The sequence below is a fragment of the Bacillus cereus group sp. TH152-1LC genome (genome assembly GCF_027710505.1).
Lineage (GTDB): Bacteria > Bacillota > Bacilli > Bacillales > Bacillaceae_G > Bacillus_A > Bacillus_A mobilis.
In genome coordinates this window covers 149,637-171,600 of record NZ_JAQFNK010000003.1, presented here as the reverse complement: position 1 = coordinate 171,600, position 21,964 = coordinate 149,637, and the positions used below count along the sequence as shown (strand labels likewise).

Sequence of the window (21,964 nt, the reverse complement as noted above, 5' to 3'; positions counted from 1 at the left end):
GACAGAGAAGTGAGAGGAGGGGGATTTTTATGACAGTTACAATTAAAGATGTGGCGAAGAAGGCGAATGTAGCACCATCTACCGTTTCTCGTGTAATTGCTGATAATCCAAGTATAAGTGAAAAAACAAAGCGTCGTGTTCGGAAAGTAATGAGTGAACTAGGGTATCATCCCAATTTAAACGCAAGAAATCTAGCTAACCAAACAACGAAAACACTTGGACTTGTTATGCCAAGTTCTGCAAGTAAAGCTTTTCAAAATCCGTTTTTCCCAGAAGTTATAAGGGGGATTAGTTCATTTGCACATGTGGAAGGGTATGCGCTTTATATGTCGACAGGTGAAACGGAAGATGAAATTTTTAATGGTGTTGTAAAGATGGTACAGGGACGCCAAATTGGTGGCATTATTCTTTTATATTCAAGAGAGAATGATCGGATTATTCAATATTTGCATGAACAAAATTTCCCGTTTGTTTTAATTGGGAAACCGTATGATCGAAAAGATGAAATTACATATGTAGATAATGACAATTATACAGCTGCAAGAGAAGTAGCAGAATATTTGATTTCATTAGGTCATAAACAAATCGCGTTCATCGGCGGTGGATCAGATTTACTTGTAACGAGAGATCGTTTGGCTGGTATGAGTGATGCTTTAAAATTAGCAGACATTGTATTACCAAAAGAGTATATTTTACATTTTGATTTTTCAAGGGAAAGTGGTCAACAAGCCGTTGAGGAGTTAATGGGGCTGAAGCGACCACCGACAGCAATTGTGGCAACGGATGATTTAATTGGACTGGGTGTGTTAAGTGCGCTTTCTAAAAAAGGATTCGTTGTACCGAAGGATGTTTCTATTGTAAGCTTTAATAATGCTTTATTATCAGAAATTGCGAGTCCGCCACTTTCGACAGTTGATGTAAATATATATCAACTAGGGTATGAGGCAGCAAAAGCTTTAGTGGATAAAGTAGAGAATGCGGAGTCTACTGCAAAGTGTATTATTATTCCTCATAAATTACTGAAGCGCCAAACTTGCGATCATTATGCATAAAAAAAGCTAAGAGTTTAACTCTTAGCTTTTTGTTGTAGAAAGGCCTCTAATCGATCACAGCCTTCTTTTAAAGTTTCAATACTATACGCATAGGATAAGCGAAGATAGCCTTCACCATATTCAGAAAATGCTGTTCCAGGAACGACAGCTAATCCAGCTTCTTTTACAAGGTCAAGTGCAAAATCAAATGATGAAGATGTTAAATGACCCACATATGGGAATAAGTAAAATGCACCTGTTGGCTGTTCAACTGTTAAGCCCATTTGAATCAGTCTATTATATACGTAATCACGGCGCTTTTTGTATTGATGACGCATCATTTTTGGTGCATCTTTAGCAGCTGTTAATGCTTCAATTGCAGCGTACTGAGCGATTGAAGTAGCGCACGTTACGTTGTACTGATGAACTTTTAGTATATGTCCTGCTAAATAGCTTGGTGCGAATAATAGACCGATACGCCAGCCAGTCATAGAATGAGATTTTGATAAACCGTTAATGACGATAGTTTTTTCACGCATTTCTGGGAAATGAGCGATAGACGTATGTTTTTGTTCATATACAAGTTCGCTATAAATTTCATCAGAAAGGACGAAAATATTTTTATCTTTTAAAACATCTACAATATCTTGTAGTTCTTCTTTTGATAAAGTTACACCAGTTGGATTAGAAGGATAAGGCAAAACGACGCATCTTGTGTTTTCTGTAATGGCATTTTTTAGTGCTTCGGCTGTTAAACGGAAGCCAGTTTCACGAACATCGATAAAAATAGGTGTTGCGCCGCATAATCGAATAATTGGTTCGTATCCTGGATAAATAGGGGCAGGTAAAATGACTTCTGTTCCTGGCTCTAAAATCGTTCGGAATGCAACATCAATTGCTTCACTAGCACCGATTGTAACGATGGTTTCGTTTTCAGGTGAATACTGTAAATCGTAGTTATCTTTTACAAAGTTACAAGCTGCCTTGCGTAATTCTAATAAACCGGCGTTATGTGTATAGCTCGTGTAATTTTCTGTAATAGCCCGTTTTGCCGCTTCTTTTACGAGAGAAGGTGTAGGGAAATCGGGTTGTCCAATTGTTAAAGAGATAAGATTATTATAGTTTTGAATCATGTTAGAGAATTGACGGATTCCAGAAATTTGGATGTCCTTCACTCTAGGGTTAATGAATTGTTCCATTGTATCTCCCTTTCTTCCGTTTGAAAATTAAGTTCATTTTAACATATTTTCTATGATTTTGCTTGCGTATATGTTATGTAGAAAGAGAGAGGGAATAGAAAAAAAGCCGCTGTAAGCGACTTTTTAATATCCGTACTCCCAATCTATTTCATCTTCATTCCATAGTACAGAGGATACTTTGCCTAGGTGAACAATTGATTCATTCACAGCACATGTGCAATCTTCATCTCCTGTTTTATGTTGTAACTCTTCATATACTGATTTTTCAACATTTTCTAGAACGACCAAATTTTCTTCTTTTAAAACAAGCGTAGTACCCGCCATATTTATCTTCCTCCTACTAAAATAATGATCACTTATTTGTAAACATAGATAGTATGGATTATATGCTGTATTTTGCTATAGTTGTCCGTCTCATGAAGTATTTTTTATTTTCTTTGTAATCCGTATTCATTGTATACTGTCAGGCAGAAATTTGGTACAGGGTTTACATTCATTTCGAAAATCTGTAACAATTATTATGTGGTGTTAACAAAGAATTAACAAATATGTTAAGAAAAATCAAAATTTTAAAACAAATAAACCCGTAAAATGATATAATCATATCAAAATACATATAGGGGATGAGAGGCTATGGAGCTTATCCGTGATTTAATGATCCAAATTGCCATCATTATTTTGCCATTATTTTTATATGAAGCGATTCGTTTAAATCGTTATCAAGAAATGCCTCCGAAGCCGAACCGCTACTTTATTATGTTTTTATCTAGCATTACACTCGTTCTCTCCATGACATACTCTATTTGTTTTGGTGACATTTGTGGGTATAACTTTCACCCAATCCCAATTGTTAGTGGTTTTTTATATGGTGGGATTGTTGGTTTAATCCCGGCCATTATTTTTGTTGCATATGAATGGACGCTAAAGGGAATGAGCCTTCTTCCAGTGATAGAAGTAATATTTCTATTAATCGTTCCATTATTTTTATCAAAGAAATGGTCTCTATTTTCAAGGGATAAGAAGCTAATCTTAGCATTTATGATTTCATCATTGTACGTACTTGTTTCTTTAGTGATTGGCATGATTACTGTTCTGTTAGAAACGGGGTTTACACCGCATATTTCGCACATATATAGCGGATATATATTTGCTTCGCTTATTATGGTTATGACAATGGTATTTCAGGTGTACTTAACAGAATATTTAAATGAAAATGCAATACTACGTACAGAGATGCAAAAGTCAGAAAAGCTTAATATTGTAAGTGAGTTGGCAGCAAGTGTTGCACATGAGGTTCGAAATCCGCTCACTGTTGTTCGTGGCTTTATTCAATTGCTAGAAAGTACGGAAGATGTGAAGAATAAGGATTATATGCGTCTCGTATTAGCCGAATTGGACCGGGCAGAACAAATTATTTCAGATTATTTAAATTTAGCAAGGCCACAAATTGAGAAAAAAGAACACATTTGCTTATCCGCTCAATTAATAGAAATGACAACTCTTATGTCATCATTTGCAGCGATGCAAGGTGTATATTTGCAAGTTGAGATTTCTGAAAGTCTTTATACGATTGGCGATAAGACGAAATTGAAACAAGCTATTATGAATGTTGTTAAAAATGGTATTGAAGCAATTCAAGGAAATAAAGGGTATTTAAAAGTAACGGCTATGCAAAAAGATGAAACGATTGTAATAAGGGTTAAAGATAGTGGTGTTGGAATGACGAAAGAACAGTTAGCAAGGCTAGGACAACCATATTATTCTTTAAAAGAAAAAGGGACAGGATTAGGGCTTATGGTAACATTTAGTATTTTACAAGCGCATAATGGTACGCTGGAATATAAAAGCGAAAGTGGGAAAGGGACTGAAGCGATTATTATATTGCCAGCTGTACGAAATAAGGAATAAAAGTTACCGATGGAAGGTAACTTTTTATTTTATATTGTTTATTCATTTGTTTTTTCTTGTTTTGCTCGGCTAAATAAACTTTTAAATGATTGCAAGAATCCTTGCTCTTTTGAAGCAGCAACCATTCTTTTTGTTTCTTGAATTTCACGAATCACTTGCATAAGCTGTGCATCGCGGTTGCTGTCTTTATTATAAATTTGATTTACGAGTTTGTTCATTTTTTCTTCTTGCTTAGATTCTCGTTTATACATATGATTCATTAATAAGTCCATCTTTTCTTTTTGCAGGGCATCTGTTTGAGCGGCATGATCTACTAACTCTTGCAGCATTTTTTCTTGAGAGCCTTCTTTTACATAGACTTGTTGCATCAATTCATCTAGCTTTGCATCTTTTAAACGATTTTGGGTAATAAGAGTAGAATTTTGATGAATAATTGCTTCATTTAATTGAGCGAGCATTTCAAGCTTTAACATGAATTCCTCAAAGTTACGCCCATCTTCTTTTTCTTTCGATTGTATTTCTTGCTTTTCTTGTATAACTGGTACAGGTGGGGCTTCTTTTTCTTTTAAAATAATGGGTATCGTTTCTGAAATGTCTTCTTGCAATGTAGCAGCTCTTTCATGTATGGATTTCAATAGTTTTAAATCATCCAATTTATAAATACGAGCATCAGCTGTTTTGGAAATCATATAACCATGTTCCTCTAACAGTTGACTATATTTGCGAACTATATGTTTTGGGATGCCTGTTTTATTCGTGACATCTTTCGTTTTATAGGTAGCTTCCATAATATTTCCTCCCCAAAAAGTATCGTATATATCATTTCAATCTTTTACGAGGACTTCCTTTGAAAAAGAATGTCGGAAGGTTATTAGTTTTCTACAGCATTAGTGAAAAGATGAAGAAAAAATGAGAGTTTTTGGCGGAATGACGAAGAAGAGCTAAAATAATGTCTGAAAACATATACAGGAGAAGTTTGTTATAATAACTGAGGAAAAGAAACTGGTAGAATCATGGAGGTATACATGAAGCAATTAAAAGGTATTATCATTTCAATTATTGCAATTCTTTCTATTGTAGTAGCGGTTTATGAAGTACTTGTTCCAGAGGAAACAAGTATCAAAAAAACAAATGCGTATGATCAAGTTCTAGAATTTCCGAAAGAGCGATATCCAGAGACAGGGAAACATATTACGGATGCTATAAAAGAAGGACATTCAGAAGTTTGTACAATCGACCGTGGCGGTGCTGCGGATAGAAGAAAATTATCGTTAGCTCCATACCCATCAAAAAAAGGGTATGATCGTGATGAATGGCCAATGGCGATGTGTAAAGAAGGTGGAAAAGGAGCACATATTGAATATATAAGTCCGGCAGATAACCGCGGGGCAGGGTCTTGGGTAGGAAATAAGTTAGATAAATACCCAGATGGTACGCGTGTGAAATTTGACGTAAAGTAGTAGTTGCATATTTCATAATGAAGGAGAAGGGGAACGATGGAGTTAACAATTTCGTATTCGCAATTAATGTTGATGAACTATGACGGTGAGCAGCCTTACGTTGACTGGACAGATGAAGATTTTGAAAGAGGTTATGCGAAGGCGGATGGAACTGTTATTTTTGAAGCACTCTCTGATTATACTTGTGAAGTAAAAGTGACCCCAGGGAAACATATTGAGAAAGAAGAAGTGATTAGAACGGTTACAGTTCCTTTCACAGTTGAAAATGAATGTATCGTTGTAACAAGTATTCTTTCAAATAAATTTCAAATCCCTATTCCAAATGGTGAGTATACAGTTGTATTACAAGCAACTCCTCTTGAAGAACCAACGGATGATGAATTATATAGAATACAATATGAATTCTTTTTTGAAAGTAAAGAATAGAAAATGGGTTATCCTTTTTGAGGATAACCCATTTTTGTTATGCGTTTGTTTTTAGTAGGGAGCGAGCATCTTTTGCTGCTTGCACCATGTGCTCTAAAGCTGGAATAACTTCTTCTGTTCTTCTCGTTTTTAAACCACAATCAGGATTAATCCAGAAATATTTAGGGTCGCATACTTCTAAAGATTGTTCTACGATTTTATACATTTCATCTTTACTCGGTACACGTGGGCTATGAATATCATATACACCTAGACCGATGCCTTTTTCATATGTTGTATGTTTTAATGTATCAATAAATTCACCGTGACTTCTTGAAGTTTCGATAGAAATCACATCTGCATCTAATGCACGAATTGCGTCAACAATATCTTCGAAGTTACTGTAACACATATGAGTATGAATTTGTGTTTCATTTGCTACAGAAGAAGTTGCTAAAAGGAAGGATTGTACTGCCCATGTAATATAAGCGTCCCAATCTTTTTCTTTTAGTGGCATTCCTTCACGAAGTGCTGGCTCATCGACTTGGATTACTCGAATTCCGGAAGACTCAAGTAATTCAATTTCGTGACGAAGAGCTAATGCAATTTGATACGAAACTTCTTTTCTTGGAATGTCATTTCGAACGAAGGACCAATTTAAAATTGTAACAGGTCCAGTTAACATTCCTTTTACAACTTTCTCTGTTAAGCTTTGTGCATAAACAGTTTCCTTAATAGTCATTCCGTTAATAAAGGCTACATCACCATAAATAACAGGTGGTTTTACGCAGCGGGAACCGTATGATTGTACCCAACCGTTTTTAGTGAATGAGAAACCAGCAAGACGCTCACCGAAATATTCGACCATGTCAGTTCTTTCAAATTCACCATGTACAAGGACATCAAGACCAATTTCTTCTTGGTAACGAATCCATTTTTCTGTCTCTTTTTCAATAAATTGTTCATATTGTTCATTTGAAATAACACCGTTACGCCATTCTTTTCGCGTTTGACGAACTTCAGTTGTTTGCGGGAAGCTACCGATAGTCGTTGTTGGTAACAATGGTAACTCCAGGGCAACTTGTTGTAATTCATAGCGCTTTTCAAATGGAAGAGGACGTGAAAAATCTTCTTCTTTTAGTGCTGTACGTGCTGCTTTCACATCTTCTCGGTTACGTGCAGCAGACGAACGAATTGTATGATGTACATTTCGGTATGTTTCCAGCTCATTACTAATGCTTTCTGTACCTTGAGTCAGAGCGGAATGAATAAGAACTAACTCTTCTAATTTTTGATTTGCAAATGCTAACGCATCAAATAGCTCAGTCGATAAGTGAGTTTCTTCTGTTTTATCGATTGGTGTATGCAATAAGCTACAAGAAGGCTGAACGATGAAATCTTTCGTTTGGACTTGTTTTTGTAACGTTGTAAATAACGTAAGAACTTCATCAAGGTCAGCTCTCCAAATGTTACGGCCATCTATACAACCGACAGCTAAAGTTTTATCAGCTGGGAATCCGTATTTTGAAATAGCATTTAGATTACCTTCTTTACCATGAACGAAATCTAATCCAATACCGGATACAGGGAATGTAATAATTTCTTCATAGTTTTCTTCTACACTATCAAAATATGTTTGCAAAAGAAGAGTCGCATTTGGAACATCTTTACGAATAGCTTCATAAATTTCTTTTGCTTGTTGCACTTCTTCTTTCGTTAAAGAAGCGAAAATCGGTTCATCAATTTGAATGACTTGTGCACCAGCTGCATGTAGTTCTGAAAGCAGTTGTACGTATGGTGCAACTAATTGTTTTAAAATAGTAGCGAATTGTTCTTGTGTATAACCTTTAGCTAACTTCAAGAAAGTATATGGTCCTAAAATAACAGGCTTTCCATCTACTCCTAATTCTTGTTTTGCCTCTTCGTATAAGCGAAGTGGACGATTATCTTTTAAAGAGATTTGTAATCCCTCTTCATATTCAGGAACGATATAATGATAGTTTGTGTTAAACCATTTTGTCATTTCGGAAGCTACGTGATCTTTAGAGCCACGTGCCATTGCGAAATATACATCAAGGTAAGATGTAAACTCAGAAAAACGTGATGGGATAAATCCTAGCATATAAGCAGTATCCAAAACGTGATCATAATATGTAAAGTCGCCAACTGGAATGAGTTCAATCCCTTTTTCTTGCTGTACTTTAACGTGTTGAAGGCGAATTTCTTTCATCGTTGTTAAAAATTGTTCCTCATCGATTTTAGTGGACCAAAAAGCTTCCAATGTTTTTTTCCACTCTCGTTGTAGTCCGATACGTGGATAACCTAAATTACTTGTTTGAATTGCCATTTCAAATTCCTCCCTAATTGAAAGTAAGCATTTCCGTTTACTAGGAAATACCTATAACAAAAAGTATAAAGGCATAGAAAATAAGCCTCCCTTTTTGTTTTAACACCTCATCATCATCCGTGAATCTATCAGTGTTGTTAAAACAGGCAGGTCTCCTGACTTATGCTTCATATAATTTCTTTCACCTTCCCGTTTTCACAGTGGCACTAAAAAGAAATCTCAGCATTTACAGTGGCGGGACCGTGTTGGATTTTCACCAATCTTCCCTTTTAAACACGAAACGAAATTTTCGTGTACCTATTTTCCTTTTGAAAGGAATTTAACAAGCGATATGATATTGAAACAAATTCTAACACAATTTTTGGAATTTTGTCTACTGTTTTAAAATAAGAAAATTCTAAAGTTTTTTATTTTTATTATTCTGATTATTCTAATTTTTTTAGGGGGTGAATCGCGGTTAAACATACAAAGAAAATGTACTTGTACAGAGATAAGATGCTAGTTATGTTATTTGAAAATCCGTCCATATTTTGGAATGAGGAAGAGAATTGGATGGCTCATTTTGAAATAGTAAGTTTATCACAAGACAGAACAAGGTTCCTGTATAAAGATACATAAACTAAGTTTATAGAAATGGGGGAATTTCAATTGGAACAAAGTAAACAAAATATTTATTTACCGCCAAAACATATAGTTTCAGCAGCGAAAATTGTAATGAATGAACAAAAAGAAATCCTATTAATTAAGGGACCTAGAAGAGGGTGGGAAATGCCAGGCGGACAAGTTGAAGAAGGGGAGTCTTTGAAAGATGCTGCAATAAGGGAAACGAAAGAGGAAACGGGTATTGATATTGAGGTTTTAAAATTTTGTGGAGTATTTCAAAATGTGAACTATTCAATATGTAACACATTGTTTTTAGCTAGACCAGTTGGAGGTAAATTAACGACTACACCAGAAAGTTTGGAAGTAGGGTTTTATCCTATTGAGCAGGCGTTAGAGATGGTGAATTTTATGAATTTCAGACAAAGAATTGAATATAGCTTGGATGAAAATCGACAACCTTTTTATATAGAGTTTTAAGAAATAATCTTCCATTATGGGACTATGGTGATGAAGAAATCCTTGTTATATTTTTGAGCGCAGTGAAGTATCTTATAACCAAAATTAAACAAGCATAATCCGTCCTAAATTAGAACGGGGCTATGCTTGTTTTAGATTATAAAATGAAATAACTTTATTATCTTTTACAGTTGCTTCTTTATAACCTCAACCTTCATTTTTATCAATTTCTGAAAGGCGCCCTGCAACTGCATCTGTAAGGAGGGTATTTAACCATTGCAATTCAACTGTAATATGTTCAATAACACTTTGTAAAATATATAGTTGTGCACGTGGAATTTGTCCTTTGCTACAATCATAAATAGTTTGCATTTTATGTAAATATTGAACGGTATCATTTTTCTTTTTTTCTAAAATCGGAACTAACTCTTGGTCATCACCAAAATGAGCGAAAGAGAGTGCCGAATAAATTGGTTTATATATTTGATTTTTTGCTTCGAATTGTTTTAATAGTAACTTGTGAAATAATTGTTTACCTTCTTCTGTTATATGAAAGATTGTTTTATCTGGTCTATTCGTATCTCGAACAATAGTTGTAATACGAATTGCACCTTGCTTTTCTAATTGCTCGAAGGCGTAATAAAGTGATCCTTTTGCATATTTAATATAACAATCCATTTGTCTTTCTTTCATGATGTGTTGCACTTCATATGGATGTTTATCTCCTTCGAGTAGCAAGCCGAGAATGACTAATTTCATGCTCATGCTATCTCAACTCCTATAAATAAAAACTTTATACATATTATAAACGGCATACCCTTTTTCATAAAGGTTATGCCGTTTCTTTTTTCTATACTAACTTACTTGCTTTTGTTTTTGTTTTGTTTTTGGACCTGTAAAGAGGCGTTCATTTCCCATAAGTAAAATACAAATAATACTTAGTACAGCCGGGATAAGTGCCCAGAAGAATGTGCTGGCAATAGATGTTGCTAGAGCCTCTTTAATACCAGTTAATATTTCAGCTGGAATTTTCTCGGTAGCACCTTGTGATAATAAGAAACTTGTGTCTCCACCTTTTGGAGCTAATTTTGCTAGTTCAGGAGGGAATACAGTGTTTAGTTTATCCGTAAAAGTATGATTTTGAATGGTACCAAAAATTGTTACACCAAGAGTCATACCGAGTGAACGGAAGAATGAGTTTGTTGATGTAGCAGAACCACGGTCTCGCATTTCTAACTTGTGGATAGAAGACATACTTAAAACTGAGAACGAGAAACCAACTCCAAGTCCAGTGAGAACCATAAATAGCGTTACAAGTAGACGAGGTGTATCCATTGTTAACGTGCTTAGTAAATAAATACCAATTACGAAGAAGACACCAGATACCATCATGATGTTACGATAACTTGTTCGAGAAGCTAACTGTCCACCTGTTTGACTTCCAATTACAGATCCAACCATCATAGGTGTTAAAATTAATCCAGCATTTGAGGCTGAACCGCCGAGAACACCTTGAACGAAGATTGGGATATAAACTGTACAGATAATAAAAGCGGCACCATAGAAAAAGGCAACGCCTTGGCTAGCTGCGAATAAAGGTTTTTTAAATAGATGGAAAGAAATGATAGGTTCAGTTGCTTTTCGTTCTACGAAGAAGAAAATAATAAGCATAATAACAACTGTTGTAAATAAACCGATAATTACAGTGGAATTCCATGCATATTCTTTACCGCCAAGTTCTAAGGCAAACATTAAGCACACGATACTAATAACAAGTGTAATAGCGCCAGCCCAATCGATTTTTTGTTTTCTAAATTCTAGAGATTCACTGTAGTATTTAGTAATGAAGAAGAAGGAGATAAGTCCTAATGGAATATTAATATAGAAGACCCAATGCCAACTTATATAGTCTGTAATATAAGCACCTAATAAAGGACCAAATACACTAGATGTTCCGAAAACCGCACCGAATAGCCCTGTCATTTTTCCGCGCTTTTCTGGTGGGAATATATCGTACATAATTGTGAAGGCGATAGGCATAAGAGCACCGCCACCGATTCCTTGAATTGCTCTATAAATACTTAGTTGCTCAATACTAGATGCTGTTCCGCAAAGTGCAGAACCGAATAAGAAAAGAATGAGACCACCAATATAAAAGCGTTTCCGTCCGTACATATCAGAAAGTTTTCCGAAGATAGGCATCCCTGCCATTGTTGCTACCATATATGCAGACGTGACCCAAACGAACTTGTCAAATCCTCCTAGGTCTCCAACAATCGTTGCCATTGCTGTTGCAACGATTGTATTATCCATTGCCGCCATTAAAATACCAAGTAATAAACCTGCAACAACAAATTTTGTATTGTTGGAGTCTTTTTTTGATAATTGAGATTCCAAATATAACCCTCCTTTAATAATAAGTAAACTATATGAAGTTTTGAGTGCAGCGCATAAAAATGTAAAGTATAGTTCTTTCAAATCAACTTACACAAGTGCACAAGCCATAAAGAATATTATAGTCAAATTTGACTAAAAGGCAAACTTTTTCTTCCGTCAAAATATTCTGTTGTATGGACTGTGAAAGAGTGAGTAATACTTAATATTGGTATAAAGTCAATGAAGGAAATTGTAAAAAAATATTTCAGTAAGAATACCGTCTGTGAACAGAGGAAAAATGGTTTTTTCTTTACATTGTCGAATAGGATAAAAGGAAGAGTAATAACTATATATCGTTTGTAACAAGCTTTATTAATATGGTGTAGAGAGGCAGAATAAGGTCGTATGGATATGATGCATCTGAAATGGGGTGAATATTATTATGAAAATATGGAAACGAATTTCGGATCAAGGAAGGCGTTCAATACCGCTACAACCAGTGTTATGGATTGATGGCTCAAAAAAGGAGACCGAATGTCCTAATGTAGCAGTTACATTGCAAATCCGTAGTATGTATAAAGAAAAATTTTCATATGAACTGACCTATGATGTAAATGACATACTTATTATTCGAATGGAAGTTGAAAATAAAGGAATGGAAATGATTTCACGAGTTGTAGTAAGCCATATGATTCGAGATTATTTTGCCTATATTCCAAACTCATTAAAGGCTGATAAGGGGATGAGTGAGTTCTTGTTTCAGCTTGTAAGGTGGCGGATTGATAATTTATTACCGAATGAGAAAGTAGAACTAATTTGTAAAATAAAAGCCAATAAAGATAAAGCACTTAAAAACGCATTATTTCAGGCTACATATACATTCCAATATAAAGGAGTATCACATGGTCCACTGCAAACAAATGAAGTTGTAGTGCGCCAATGATAAAAAGGAACCTGTACGAAAGGTTCCTTTTTTAGTGGAGGTTGTGTTTTTTGAGTACTTTTTTTTGCTCGATTCCTTTTTTTCCCACATAATTATTTTTATAACCAAAATATAAAATGAAAAGAAAGGAAGCAACATTTACAATAGCATCAATTTGATCATCTGTAATAAAGTTCACTCCGAAAGAATTACATAATAATTTTAACGATAACAGAAAGCCTGCTAGTAAACGTATAATATCTGATAGATTTTCTTTTTGTAGCATATAGATCACCTCTTTCTAAAACGATATATAGTATATATATGAAATAGAATAGAAATGGTAGACAAGTTTAAGCGAAAATGTACATCCAATATGTACATTTTTTATTTTGTAGAAAAACATAATTGCTATAGAAACATATATTGGTATAGAAGGGAGGGGAAGTATGAAACATAAAGGGAAAATTAGTGGATTATTACTTGGGAATACAGTGGCAGTTACAGAATGGATTGCGCTTCAGGATGTAATTACAAAACTGGATTCGCGATCATTTTATACCGTCTTTATTATTTATATATTGCAAATGATACTGAGCTATTATTTTGGACATTGGTATGATAAAAGAGCGAGTGGGCGTCTGGATACGGAAGTAGGAGGAATGGCAAGTAATGATTTTGTAGTTGATTTCTTTGAGAAAGTAGCTGCTTTATCAGAGCGAGATTCTCATAATATTACAGTGTACATTCTTTCTGTGAAAGAATGGAAAGGACTAAAAGAAACAGTGCAAGAAAAAAAATTGGAGGTGTTAGTACAAAAATTGGAGAGTACGATTGTAAAGACAATTCGTAAAGGGGATGTCGTTACTAAGTGGGACGAAAATAAGTATGTTATTGTGGCAATTGATAACGGACATGAAAAATCGAAAATAACAAACCGATTAATGAAAAATATTGAAAGCGAAATAGAAAATGGTTTGTTAAGTATGACTCTATTATTTGGAGCTGCTAGTTATCCGGTAGAAGGAAAAACTTTTGAAGAATTGTTAAGAAAGGCACAAAATCAATTGTACCAGCATAGGAATTTGTAAGGAAATAAGTAAAACTTTGATTTAAAGAAATATGATATAAAGAATTTTTTAATGTAACATTTTTTTGACTTTTATTACAAAAAGAACTTTTTTTGTAATAAAAGTCTTTAAAAACATATGGAATAAGCATATAATTATGATGGATGTGTCAATGCATTTTGCACAATGTGTTTCATTTTAAAAGTGTAGAGGAAAGCATGCTCTACACTTTTCCTTTTTAGGGAATGACAAGAGTAATTGTAAGTTGTTGCAAGGTAGCATTTAAACTGTGTAAAATGAACAAAGAAATTATTTGATAGAAACCGGAAAGGGAATGATAGAATGATAGATGTGAGAGAACAACGAACATCTTTTATCAGGTGAACTATTACTGCTGTTCTTCAAATATTATGGCTGTGATGAATTCCGTTGTACTTTTATGTCATACATAGTATGAACAAGTTAAAGGTGGCAAGTAAAAGTATATGTAAAGATGGATACGAAACTGCTATTGAGTTCAAAACGTAAATTGTAATTTCAAGTAATACAATTTGTACAAGCATTATAAACAATATCAATGATTTTCGTAAAAAAGGTGCGAGTGTGGAGTTTATAGAAGGATATATAATTTTCATAGCTTTTTACACGATGATCGTATATAAGTAGGAGGAAAAGATGTTGAAGTATAGTAAATTAGCAATTGTAACTGCATTATCAATGATTTTATTAGCCGGTTGTTTCGGGCCGAAACCAGAAGAGGAATTATATGTTGCGTTTGAAAATGCTGCAAAGCAAGAAAAAACAATGTTTGAAGATGCAAAAAAACTTGAAACTTTAGAGAAAGAGGGACAAGAATTATATAGCCAGATTGTTCAAGAGGGAAAAGATAATAATCAAACTGTTAAGGAAAAACTGAATCAAGCAGTGAAAAATACAGATGAACGAGAAAAAGTGCTTACAAAAGAAAAAGAATCTTTAAATAAGGCACAAGAAGAAGTGAAATCAGCAGATAAATATGTGAAGAAAATTGAAGATAAGAAATTGAAAGATCAAGCGGATAAAGTGAAAAGCACATATGAGAAACGACATGACTCATTTAACAAAATGTATGATAGCTATAGTAAATCGTTAAAACAAGAAAAAGAACTATATACAATGCTACAAGATAAAGGTACTAAATTAAAAGATATTAGTGAAAAAGTAAAAGTAGTAAATCAATCTTATAAAGATATTGAATCAGAAAAAGACAAGTTTAATGAATTTACGAAATCGTATAATACCGAAAAAATAGCCTTTTATAAACAAGCAAATATTAAAATTAAAGAAGAGAAAAAATAAAACAGTTTGGCCTACAATTGGCCAAACTGTTTTATTTTTTTGTATAAGTACGACTATACCATGGGACAGGTTCACTTAATTTTTTCTCTTGTTTCAGTGCTTCAGGACCAATATAATCTTGAAGTGTCTTTTTTGCTACTGTTAAAGATAAGTTTGTTTTCGGATTTCGATAGGAGGATTCAAGGTGACCAAGATGTGGTAGGATTCGAAAATCTTCTTTTGTAGGAGGAATATGGAAAAAATAATCACCTAAACGTATAAGAACATCGGATTGTTGTTGGCTAAAACGTGGGTTTCTAGAAAAATGTAATCCTTCTTTAATAGCTTTTTTTTCAGCAATTAAGCGTTCTAAAGCCGTCTTTTTTAACCAATATAAATACTTCGGATTAGTTGCAGCTTTAGCATGACGATTCACAACGAAAATAGATTGAGCTAGTCGATTAATAGAATGTTGGTTTTGTAATTGAGATTGTGGTTGTGAAGGTTTCATATGGAATCTCCTTTCAATTTTTCATTATTATAACATAAATAAAATAGATTTTTATTATATGCAAAAAGTGATTGTATATATTTTCAATATTAAAGCAATATTGTTACAAAAAACAACTATTTTGTATAATAGTAATAGAATGTGCTTTAGAAATTTGATAATGAAAGAGTGAGAAGTTTGAAAGAAATATTAAAACAGCAATATGCCATTATAGATATTGGATCTAATACAATGCGTTTAGTTATTTATGAAAAGCAAAACGGAGGTTTTTATAAGGAAATTGAAAATACGAAAGTAGTTGCTCGGTTAAAGAATTACTTAATCGAGGGTGTGTTGATTGAAGAAGGAATAGATGTATTGTTACAAACATTATTTCAATTTCAAGAAAGTACACGATTCCACCAGTTGCATCATGTACTTTGTGTTGCAACAGCAACAATTAGACAGGCTGAGAATCAAGAGGCTATTATAAAGCTTGTTGAAGGACAAACAGACTTTACTCTTAGAGTATTATCAGAATATGAGGAAGCGCGTTACGGCTATTTAGCAGTTATGAATTCAACTTCGTTCTCTGAAGGAATTACAGTAGATATTGGTGGAGGAAGTACGGAAGTTACATACTTTCGAAATAGAGAAATTTTAGAGTACCATAGCTTTCCTTTTGGAGCACTTTCTTTAAAGCAACAATTTATTAAAGAGGATATACCTACTGAAGACGAGTTAGAAAAGATTCAAACGTACTTAGAATATCAATTTCGAACATTACCATGGTTAATTGATAAGAAATTGCCTCTTATTGCAATTGGTGGTAGTGCGAGGAACTTAGTGAAAATCCATCAAAATTTAATTTGTTATCCTATAGCAGGAGTACATTTATATAAAATGAAAGAAGCAGATATTAAAAATGTGAAAGAAGAATTAGAAGCATTGTCGTTCATAGAACTTCAAAAATTGGAAGGATTGGCAAAAGATCGAGCAGATACAATTATTCCAGCAGTCGAAGTTTTTCATACACTTGTTAACGTTATAGAGGCACCAGCATTTGTATTAAGTAGAAAAGGGTTACGAGAAGGTGTTTTCTATGAAGAGTTGACAAAAGATTTGGGGATTTCATATTATCCGAACGTAGTCGAAGAAAGCTTGCATTTATTATCACATGAATATGAAATGGATATGGAATTTGTAATTCAGCTTATTAAACATGGAAGATTGATTTGTCAACAGCTTGAGGAAACAGGGCTAATTTCTATGTCAGCAAAAGACTGGGAAGTATTCCATCAAGCGGCGAAAGTATTTAATATAGGTAAATATATAGACGAAGAAGCGAGCCGCTTACATACGTTTTATTTATTAGCGAATAAAACAATTGATGGTATGATGCATAAAGAGCGCGTTAGATTAGCGCTTATTGCGTCTTATAAATCAAAAATGTTATTCAAACAACACTTGTCCCCATTTGAAGGATGGTTCGATAAAAATGAACAAAAAAAAATCCGTCTATTAGGGGCTGTTTTACAATTTTCAGCAGCTCTAAATATAAGACAAAGATCACTTGTTGAATCGATATCTATAACGGATAGTAAAGACGGATTAACATTTAAAATTGTATGTGAGCAATCGGCATTAGCGGAAAAAGTGCAAGCTGAAAAGCAAAAAAAGCAGCTGGAAAGAGTGTTGAAAACGACTATTCACTTATCCTTCGAATCAAACTGTTAAGTTGTACGGATGTCTTTACAAAAAATTAACACTTTGGAATATTGTAATTTGCTAAAATAAAAGTAACTAAATTATAGTAAAAAAGTTTCAAGGGAAGTGTGAAGAGGATGGAAATGTTGAAGGGGAATATAGTTAATTTAAATGATACAGCTTATTACAATAATCGAGAATTAAGTTGGTTAGCATTTAATGAACGTGTACTGCAAGAAGCACAGGATGAAACGAATCCGCTCTTGGAAAGATTAAAGTTTATTAGCATTTTCAGCTCGAATTTAGATGAATTCTTTATGGTACGCGTGGCAGGATTGAAGGATCAAGTGAGTGCGGGGTTTAACCAACCAGAAAATAAGGCTGGCTTAACACCAAAAAAGCAATTAAACAAAATTGCGATAAAGGCCCATGAATTAATGACTGTACAATATAATACGTTTAAAAATTATGTGTTGCCAGCGCTGGAGCTAGAAGGAATTGAGCGTTTAACATTCCATGATTTGACGAAAGAACAGAGAGAATTTATAGAAGAGTATTTTGATGAGCAAATTTTCCCAGTCTTAACACCTGTAGCTATCGATGCATATCGTCCATTTCCAATGTTATTAAATAAAAGCTTGAATTTGGCTACTCTTTTATATGATGAAAAACAAGTGGAAGAAGAAAACCGCACGAAGCTAGGAATTGTACAAGTTCCTTCATTACTCGAACGTTTCATATTTTTACCGAGTGAAGGGCAAAAGCATAAATTTATTTTATTAGAAGATGTAATTAGTGGTTTTACTCATAAATTATTTACAGGATATAATGTATCATCAGTTACTCGTTTCCGCATTACACGCAATGCGGATTTAACAATTCATGAAGAAGGTGCGAGGGATTTATTAAAGGTAATTGAAAAAGAATTAAAGAAGCGTAAGTGGGGAGCTGCTGTACGTTTAGAAGTTGGCAAAGAGCATATTGATGAAAGAGTATTAGCATTATTATATGAGGTGTTGGAAGTAAAAGATGAAGATGTGTATATAATGGATGGACCGCTAGATTTAACATGTCTATTTTCTTTATATAAAAAACTAGCCCCTTTATATGAACATTTAGTATATCCGGCTCTTATTCCGCAACGGCCTCAAGACTTAGGTGATGCAGAAGATGTATTTGAAAAAGCAATTGAGCATGATATTTTATTACATCATCCTTTTGAATCGTTTCAGCCAGTAGTTGATTTTGTCCGTGATGCGGCAGACGATCCGAATGTACTTGCGATCAAACAAACATTATATCGAGTAAGCGGAGATTCGCCGATTATTCAGGCGCTAAAGGTAGCGGCTGAAAAAGGAAAGCAAGTGACGGTATTAGTTGAGTTAAAGGCAAGATTTGATGAAGAAAATAATGTGCATTGGGCTAAAGAATTAGAAAAGGCAGGTTGTCACGTTATTTACGGTGTAAGTCATTTGAAAACACATAGTAAAATTACGCTAGTTGTAAGAAGAAAAAACGGAAAAATCGAAAGGTTCGTACATCTTGGGACTGGAAATTATAATGACGCAACAGCAAAGTTATATACTGATTTCGGGTATATTACATCACGAAAAGACTTTGGAGTCGATGCAACAAATTTCTTTAATTATTTGAGTGGTTATACAACAAAGCCGCATTTTCATCATTTATCGGTTGCGCCATTTGATATAAGAGAGCAATTTATGGATTTAATAGATGAAGAAATCCGTTATCATAGACAATATGGAAATGGATATATTATTGTTAAGATGAATTCATTAACAGATAAACCATTAATAAAAAAAATGTATGAAGCATCGCAAGCTGGAGTAAAGGTAGAGCTTATCGTTCGAGGAACATGTTGTTTAAGGCCTGCTATTCCAAATGTAAGTGAAAATATTCGGGTAGTTAGTGTTGTCGGGAGATACTTAGAGCATAGCCGAATTTATTATTTCCATCATAATGGAGAGGAAAAGATATATTTATCTTCGGCTGATTGGATGACGCGAAATATGGAAAAGCGAGTAGAAATATCTTTCCCGATATTAGATATTGAAATGAAGGCGAGAATTAAGGCGATTTTACAGCTTACATTAGCTGATAATGTGAAAACGCGTGAACAAAATAAAACTGGTGACTATTATTATGTTATTAATAGTAGTACAGAAGAAATTGATAGCCAAGTGAAGTTGTTTAAAATGGCGTATCAAAACACGGATGCTGAATAATGAGAACAAAGTAAAAAACCTCTTTTTTTAAGAGGTTTTTTACTTTGTTCTCTACTTATTATACGTTCTCTAATATAGAAGAATCTGTAGAGAGAATAGTTTTTATTGTAAGCATGTTAATAGATCATAGATTGGTCAAGAGAGGGGATAACATTGGTAGAATTGTTACAGTACGTTAATAATAGTATGGTTGTTGACAAGGTCTACCATAACAAGGATAAGGTGTTGGCGGTGGGAAAGGTGGTGGATATGGTGGATAATACGGTCTAGGACCGAAAGCCAATGCTCCGCCGAGCAGTCCACCAGCAATGCCAGCTAGAAATGGAACGCCAAAAAACGGAAAGAAGCGTGAGTCGCCTACTGGACCAATAGGTGCTGAACGGACTGGGATTGGTTGATAATATGGATACATGAACAAACCTCCTTTATTGGACTCACTTTTATCATATGGTAAATGAAACGTGGATGAGCGCGTACAAGAAAGGATATGTAAGAAAATAGGCGAATTATTGCGAATGTTGGAGCGTGAAAATCGTAATTTCAGGTTTTGACATAAATCTGAATGGGACACGTGTTCTTCCAAGGCCTCGATTGACATAGAGAGCTAAGTCTTGAATCGTATAGAAGCCTTCAACATAGTTTTTAGCAAGTGATGGGGTAATAATAGCGCCTACAAAAGGAATTTGTACTTGTCCGCCATGGCTATGACCAGAAAGTTGCAAGTTAACTGGATATGTAGCAATCAGAGGTGCAATATCTGGCTCGTGAACAAGAACGATGTTATAAGTGTTTTCCTTTGCTTGCTGTAGTGTCTCCTCTATTTTGGGTTTGCCTAGGAGTATATCATCAAGACCGAAAATTGAAATTTCACTATTATCCAGTAGACGTATTTTCTTTTCGCTATTTAGTAATAATTCAAATCCAGATTCGCGCATGATGTGTTCGTAGTATTCCGTTCCATATCCGCCGTGATCATGGTTACCATAAATAGAAAATTTACCGAAGGGCGCTTGTATATTTTTTAAAATGGATGCAACGAAAGGAGTGTCGGTATATGTTTGATAATTATCAATGAGATCACCAGTAAAAAGAACAATGTCGGGTTTTACAGCGTTAATTTTAGAAACGATTTGTGCTAAATGTTGGAGAGAGAAATAGTATCCGAGATGTAAATCGCTAAATTGAAGAATTTTCATACCATGAAAACTTTTAGGTATGAGTTGTGATGTAAGTGTATGCTCTGTCAAAGATAGTAAATGAGGCTCAATATATTTAGCGTAGTAGTATCCGATGCTAGTGGTTATAAATGAATATAGACAAGTGCGCATGCCAACTTTTAAAAAATCTCTTCTTGTAATTTTCTTCATAAAAATATGAGTATACCTATTTGACTTATATCATATGTGTTCGTTATATTTACAGGTTACTCAAATCTCCTTTCAGTTTATTTAAAATATATTTTAAATAATAAAAAAGTAGTATAGATTACGAAAAAAACGAATGAAAAGAAACCTCTTTACGTTAAAATATCAGAAAAGTTTAAAAATATAAAGATTTCTATTAAATAAAATGATAAAATGAATGTGTATTCATTTTTTGGAGGGGATGTATGTGAAAGAAAAGGTAGTTATTATAACAGGTGGATCAAGTGGAATGGGAAAAGGAATGGCGGTTCGTTTTGCAAAAGAAGGGGCACGAGTTGTTATTACAGGACGTACAAAGGAAAAACTAGAGGAAACAAAATTGGAAATTGAACAATTTCCAGGACAAATATTACCTGTACAAATGGATGTAAGGAATACGGATGATATTCAGAAAATGATTGAACAGATTGATGAGAAGTTTGGACGAATTGATATTTTAATAAATAATGCAGCTGGAAACTTTATTTGTCCAGCAGAAGATTTATCCGTAAATGGCTGGAATTCGGTCATTAATATTGTGTTAAATGGTACATTCTACTGTAGCCAGGCTGTCGGAAAATATTGGATTGAAAAAGGTATAAAAGGGAATATCATTAACATGGTAGCAACATATGCATGGGATGCAGGTCCAGGAGTTATTCATTCAGCTGCAGCGAAGGCTGGAGTATTAGCAATGACGAAGACGCTTGCTGTTGAGTGGGGACGTAAATATGGAATACGGGTTAACGCTATCGCGCCAGGACCAATTGAACGTACGGGTGGTGCTGATAAGTTATGGATTTCAGAAGAAATGGCTAAGCGTACAATAAAAAGTGTTCCGCTTGGAAGGCTGGGCACGCCAGAAGAAATCGCAGGTTTAGCTTATTATTTATGTTCCGATGAAGCTGCGTACATAAATGGAACTTGCATGACAATGGATGGAGGACAACATTTACATCAATATCCATTTTAAAAGGGATGAGAAAATGAATGTTTGATTCATTCTTTTATGGTTAAATGTGAC

At 34.3% G+C, this 21,964-nt stretch carries 21 protein-coding genes and 1 riboswitch; of the genes, 11 read left to right on the top strand and 10 right to left on the bottom strand.

Annotated elements, in window-relative coordinates; genetic code table 11:
* Positions 1–29 precede the first annotated feature (29 nt).
* Positions 30–1,052: a maltose operon transcriptional repressor MalR gene (malR, locus tag PDL00_RS10565; protein WP_242255108.1), complete on the top strand. Its 1,023-nt coding sequence runs from the start codon at positions 30–32 to the stop codon at positions 1,050–1,052.
* Between the two features lie 14 nt (positions 1,053–1,066).
* On the opposite strand, the gene PDL00_RS10560 is transcribed toward malR, so the two are convergent.
* A complete protein-coding gene (locus PDL00_RS10560) occupies positions 1,067–2,230 on the bottom strand; it encodes an aminotransferase A (protein ID WP_242255110.1) in 1,164 nt (387 codons plus the stop codon).
* Between the two features lie 123 nt (positions 2,231–2,353).
* Positions 2,354–2,554 carry a hypothetical protein gene (locus tag PDL00_RS10555; protein ID WP_242255112.1) on the bottom strand — a complete coding sequence of 67 codons (201 nt, stop codon included), beginning with the start codon at positions 2,552–2,554 and terminating at the stop codon, positions 2,354–2,356.
* 309 nt (positions 2,555–2,863) lie between these two features.
* Here PDL00_RS10555 and kinB point away from each other — a divergent pair, with 309 nt between their 5' ends.
* Complete coding sequence (kinB, locus tag PDL00_RS10550; protein ID WP_270728956.1) at positions 2,864–4,138, top strand: sporulation sensor histidine kinase KinB; 1,275 nt, start codon at positions 2,864–2,866, stop codon at positions 4,136–4,138.
* A 38-nt stretch (positions 4,139–4,176) separates the two neighbouring features.
* Here kinB and PDL00_RS10545 read toward each other — a convergent pair whose 3' ends face one another.
* Positions 4,177–4,926 carry a DUF3967 domain-containing protein gene (locus PDL00_RS10545; RefSeq protein ID WP_270728955.1) on the bottom strand — a complete coding sequence of 250 codons (750 nt, stop codon included), beginning with the start codon at positions 4,924–4,926 and terminating at the stop codon, positions 4,177–4,179.
* A gap of 237 nt (positions 4,927–5,163) precedes the next feature.
* On the opposite strand from PDL00_RS10545, the gene nucA reads away from it, so the two are divergent.
* Both nucA and comJ read left to right on the top strand, forming a co-directional pair.
* Positions 5,164–5,598, top strand: a complete 435-nt coding sequence (gene nucA, locus PDL00_RS10540; RefSeq protein WP_000811502.1) for a DNA-entry nuclease — start codon at positions 5,164–5,166, stop codon at positions 5,596–5,598.
* A 36-nt stretch (positions 5,599–5,634) separates the two neighbouring features.
* Positions 5,635–6,024 carry a competence protein ComJ gene (comJ, locus tag PDL00_RS10535; RefSeq protein ID WP_242255119.1) on the top strand — a complete coding sequence of 130 codons (390 nt, stop codon included), beginning with the start codon at positions 5,635–5,637 and terminating at the stop codon, positions 6,022–6,024.
* Positions 6,025–6,061: 37 nt separating this feature from the next.
* Here comJ and metE read toward each other — a convergent pair whose 3' ends face one another.
* On the bottom strand, positions 6,062–8,350 hold the full coding sequence (metE, locus tag PDL00_RS10530; protein WP_242255121.1) for a 5-methyltetrahydropteroyltriglutamate--homocysteine S-methyltransferase: 2,289 nt from the start codon (positions 8,348–8,350) through the stop codon (positions 6,062–6,064).
* A gap of 128 nt (positions 8,351–8,478) precedes the next feature.
* Positions 8,479–8,666: riboswitch (cobalamin riboswitch) on the bottom strand.
* Positions 8,667–8,998: 332 nt separating this feature from the next.
* Here metE and PDL00_RS10525 point away from each other — a divergent pair.
* Positions 8,999–9,430 carry an NUDIX hydrolase gene (locus PDL00_RS10525; protein WP_270728954.1) on the top strand — a complete coding sequence of 144 codons (432 nt, stop codon included), beginning with the start codon at positions 8,999–9,001 and terminating at the stop codon, positions 9,428–9,430.
* Positions 9,431–9,616: 186 nt separating this feature from the next.
* Here PDL00_RS10525 and PDL00_RS10520 read toward each other — a convergent pair whose 3' ends face one another.
* Positions 9,617–10,174: a PadR family transcriptional regulator gene (locus tag PDL00_RS10520; RefSeq protein WP_097816919.1), complete on the bottom strand. Its 558-nt coding sequence runs from the start codon at positions 10,172–10,174 to the stop codon at positions 9,617–9,619.
* A gap of 90 nt (positions 10,175–10,264) precedes the next feature.
* Complete coding sequence (locus PDL00_RS10515) at positions 10,265–11,806, bottom strand: MDR family MFS transporter (protein ID WP_242255126.1); 1,542 nt, start codon at positions 11,804–11,806, stop codon at positions 10,265–10,267.
* Positions 11,807–12,227: 421 nt separating this feature from the next.
* Between PDL00_RS10515 and PDL00_RS10510 the strand changes: the two genes are divergently transcribed.
* On the top strand, positions 12,228–12,728 hold the full coding sequence (locus PDL00_RS10510; RefSeq protein WP_242255128.1) for a hypothetical protein: 501 nt from the start codon (positions 12,228–12,230) through the stop codon (positions 12,726–12,728).
* 31 nt (positions 12,729–12,759) lie between these two features.
* Here PDL00_RS10510 and PDL00_RS10505 read toward each other — a convergent pair whose 3' ends face one another.
* Positions 12,760–12,993, bottom strand: coding sequence for an SPP1 phage holin family protein (locus PDL00_RS10505; RefSeq protein ID WP_270728953.1), 234 nt, complete (start codon positions 12,991–12,993; stop codon positions 12,760–12,762).
* A gap of 163 nt (positions 12,994–13,156) precedes the next feature.
* On the opposite strand from PDL00_RS10505, the gene PDL00_RS10500 reads away from it, so the two are divergent.
* Positions 13,157–13,798 carry a diguanylate cyclase domain-containing protein gene (locus tag PDL00_RS10500; RefSeq protein WP_270728952.1) on the top strand — a complete coding sequence of 214 codons (642 nt, stop codon included), beginning with the start codon at positions 13,157–13,159 and terminating at the stop codon, positions 13,796–13,798.
* A 654-nt stretch (positions 13,799–14,452) separates the two neighbouring features.
* The gene (locus tag PDL00_RS10495) at positions 14,453–15,115 is read left to right on the top strand and encodes a YkyA family protein (RefSeq protein ID WP_242255135.1); all 663 of its coding nucleotides are present in this window, start codon (positions 14,453–14,455) and stop codon (positions 15,113–15,115) included.
* 31 nt (positions 15,116–15,146) lie between these two features.
* Here the strand turns inward: PDL00_RS10495 and PDL00_RS10490 are convergent, their stop codons facing one another.
* Entirely contained in the window at positions 15,147–15,605 is a 459-nt protein-coding gene (locus PDL00_RS10490) for a YkyB family protein (RefSeq protein ID WP_000804861.1), read from the bottom strand.
* A gap of 177 nt (positions 15,606–15,782) precedes the next feature.
* Between PDL00_RS10490 and ppx the strand changes: the two genes are divergently transcribed.
* Both ppx and PDL00_RS10480 read left to right on the top strand, forming a co-directional pair.
* The gene (gene ppx / locus PDL00_RS10485) at positions 15,783–17,321 is read left to right on the top strand and encodes an exopolyphosphatase (RefSeq protein WP_270728951.1); all 1,539 of its coding nucleotides are present in this window, start codon (positions 15,783–15,785) and stop codon (positions 17,319–17,321) included.
* A gap of 107 nt (positions 17,322–17,428) precedes the next feature.
* Positions 17,429–19,537, top strand: a complete 2,109-nt coding sequence (locus PDL00_RS10480) for a polyphosphate kinase (protein WP_270728950.1) — start codon at positions 17,429–17,431, stop codon at positions 19,535–19,537.
* 175 nt (positions 19,538–19,712) lie between these two features.
* Here the strand turns inward: PDL00_RS10480 and PDL00_RS10475 are convergent, their stop codons facing one another.
* Together PDL00_RS10475 and PDL00_RS10470 are read right to left on the bottom strand one after the other, a co-directional pair.
* On the bottom strand, positions 19,713–19,949 hold the full coding sequence (locus tag PDL00_RS10475; RefSeq protein WP_270728949.1) for a hypothetical protein: 237 nt from the start codon (positions 19,947–19,949) through the stop codon (positions 19,713–19,715).
* A gap of 94 nt (positions 19,950–20,043) precedes the next feature.
* Positions 20,044–20,904 carry a metallophosphoesterase gene (locus PDL00_RS10470; RefSeq protein ID WP_242255142.1) on the bottom strand — a complete coding sequence of 287 codons (861 nt, stop codon included), beginning with the start codon at positions 20,902–20,904 and terminating at the stop codon, positions 20,044–20,046.
* A 244-nt stretch (positions 20,905–21,148) separates the two neighbouring features.
* Here PDL00_RS10470 and fadH point away from each other — a divergent pair, with 244 nt between their 5' ends.
* The gene (gene fadH / locus PDL00_RS10465; protein WP_242255144.1) at positions 21,149–21,913 is read left to right on the top strand and encodes a 2,4-dienoyl-CoA reductase; all 765 of its coding nucleotides are present in this window, start codon (positions 21,149–21,151) and stop codon (positions 21,911–21,913) included.
* Positions 21,914–21,964 lie beyond the last annotated feature (51 nt).

Bases quoted from the DNA above. Each gene is read 5' to 3' on its own strand.
- PDL00_RS10495 (WP_242255135.1), top strand. From the start codon at position 14,453: ATGTTGAAGTATAGTAAATTAGCAATTGTAACTGCATTATCAATGATT.
- kinB (WP_270728956.1), top strand. From the start codon at position 2,864: ATGGAGCTTATCCGTGATTTAATGATCCAAATTGCCATCATTATTTTG.
- PDL00_RS10510 (WP_242255128.1), top strand. From the start codon at position 12,228: ATGAAAATATGGAAACGAATTTCGGATCAAGGAAGGCGTTCAATACCG.
- PDL00_RS10505 (WP_270728953.1), bottom strand. From the start codon at position 12,993: ATGCTACAAAAAGAAAATCTATCAGATATTATACGTTTACTAGCAGGC.
- PDL00_RS10500 (WP_270728952.1), top strand. From the start codon at position 13,157: ATGAAACATAAAGGGAAAATTAGTGGATTATTACTTGGGAATACAGTG.
- PDL00_RS10520 (WP_097816919.1), bottom strand. From the start codon at position 10,174: ATGAGCATGAAATTAGTCATTCTCGGCTTGCTACTCGAAGGAGATAAA.
- PDL00_RS10555 (WP_242255112.1), bottom strand. From the start codon at position 2,554: ATGGCGGGTACTACGCTTGTTTTAAAAGAAGAAAATTTGGTCGTTCTA.
- PDL00_RS10475 (WP_270728949.1), bottom strand. From the start codon at position 19,949: ATGTATCCATATTATCAACCAATCCCAGTCCGTTCAGCACCTATTGGT.
- PDL00_RS10490 (WP_000804861.1), bottom strand. From the start codon at position 15,605: ATGAAACCTTCACAACCACAATCTCAATTACAAAACCAACATTCTATT.
- comJ (WP_242255119.1), top strand. From the start codon at position 5,635: ATGGAGTTAACAATTTCGTATTCGCAATTAATGTTGATGAACTATGAC.
- PDL00_RS10470 (WP_242255142.1), bottom strand. From the start codon at position 20,904: ATGAAGAAAATTACAAGAAGAGATTTTTTAAAAGTTGGCATGCGCACT.
- metE (WP_242255121.1), bottom strand. From the start codon at position 8,350: ATGGCAATTCAAACAAGTAATTTAGGTTATCCACGTATCGGACTACAA.
- PDL00_RS10545 (WP_270728955.1), bottom strand. From the start codon at position 4,926: ATGGAAGCTACCTATAAAACGAAAGATGTCACGAATAAAACAGGCATC.
- PDL00_RS10480 (WP_270728950.1), top strand. From the start codon at position 17,429: ATGGAAATGTTGAAGGGGAATATAGTTAATTTAAATGATACAGCTTAT.
- nucA (WP_000811502.1), top strand. From the start codon at position 5,164: ATGAAGCAATTAAAAGGTATTATCATTTCAATTATTGCAATTCTTTCT.
- PDL00_RS10560 (WP_242255110.1), bottom strand. From the start codon at position 2,230: ATGGAACAATTCATTAACCCTAGAGTGAAGGACATCCAAATTTCTGGA.
- malR (WP_242255108.1), top strand. From the start codon at position 30: ATGACAGTTACAATTAAAGATGTGGCGAAGAAGGCGAATGTAGCACCA.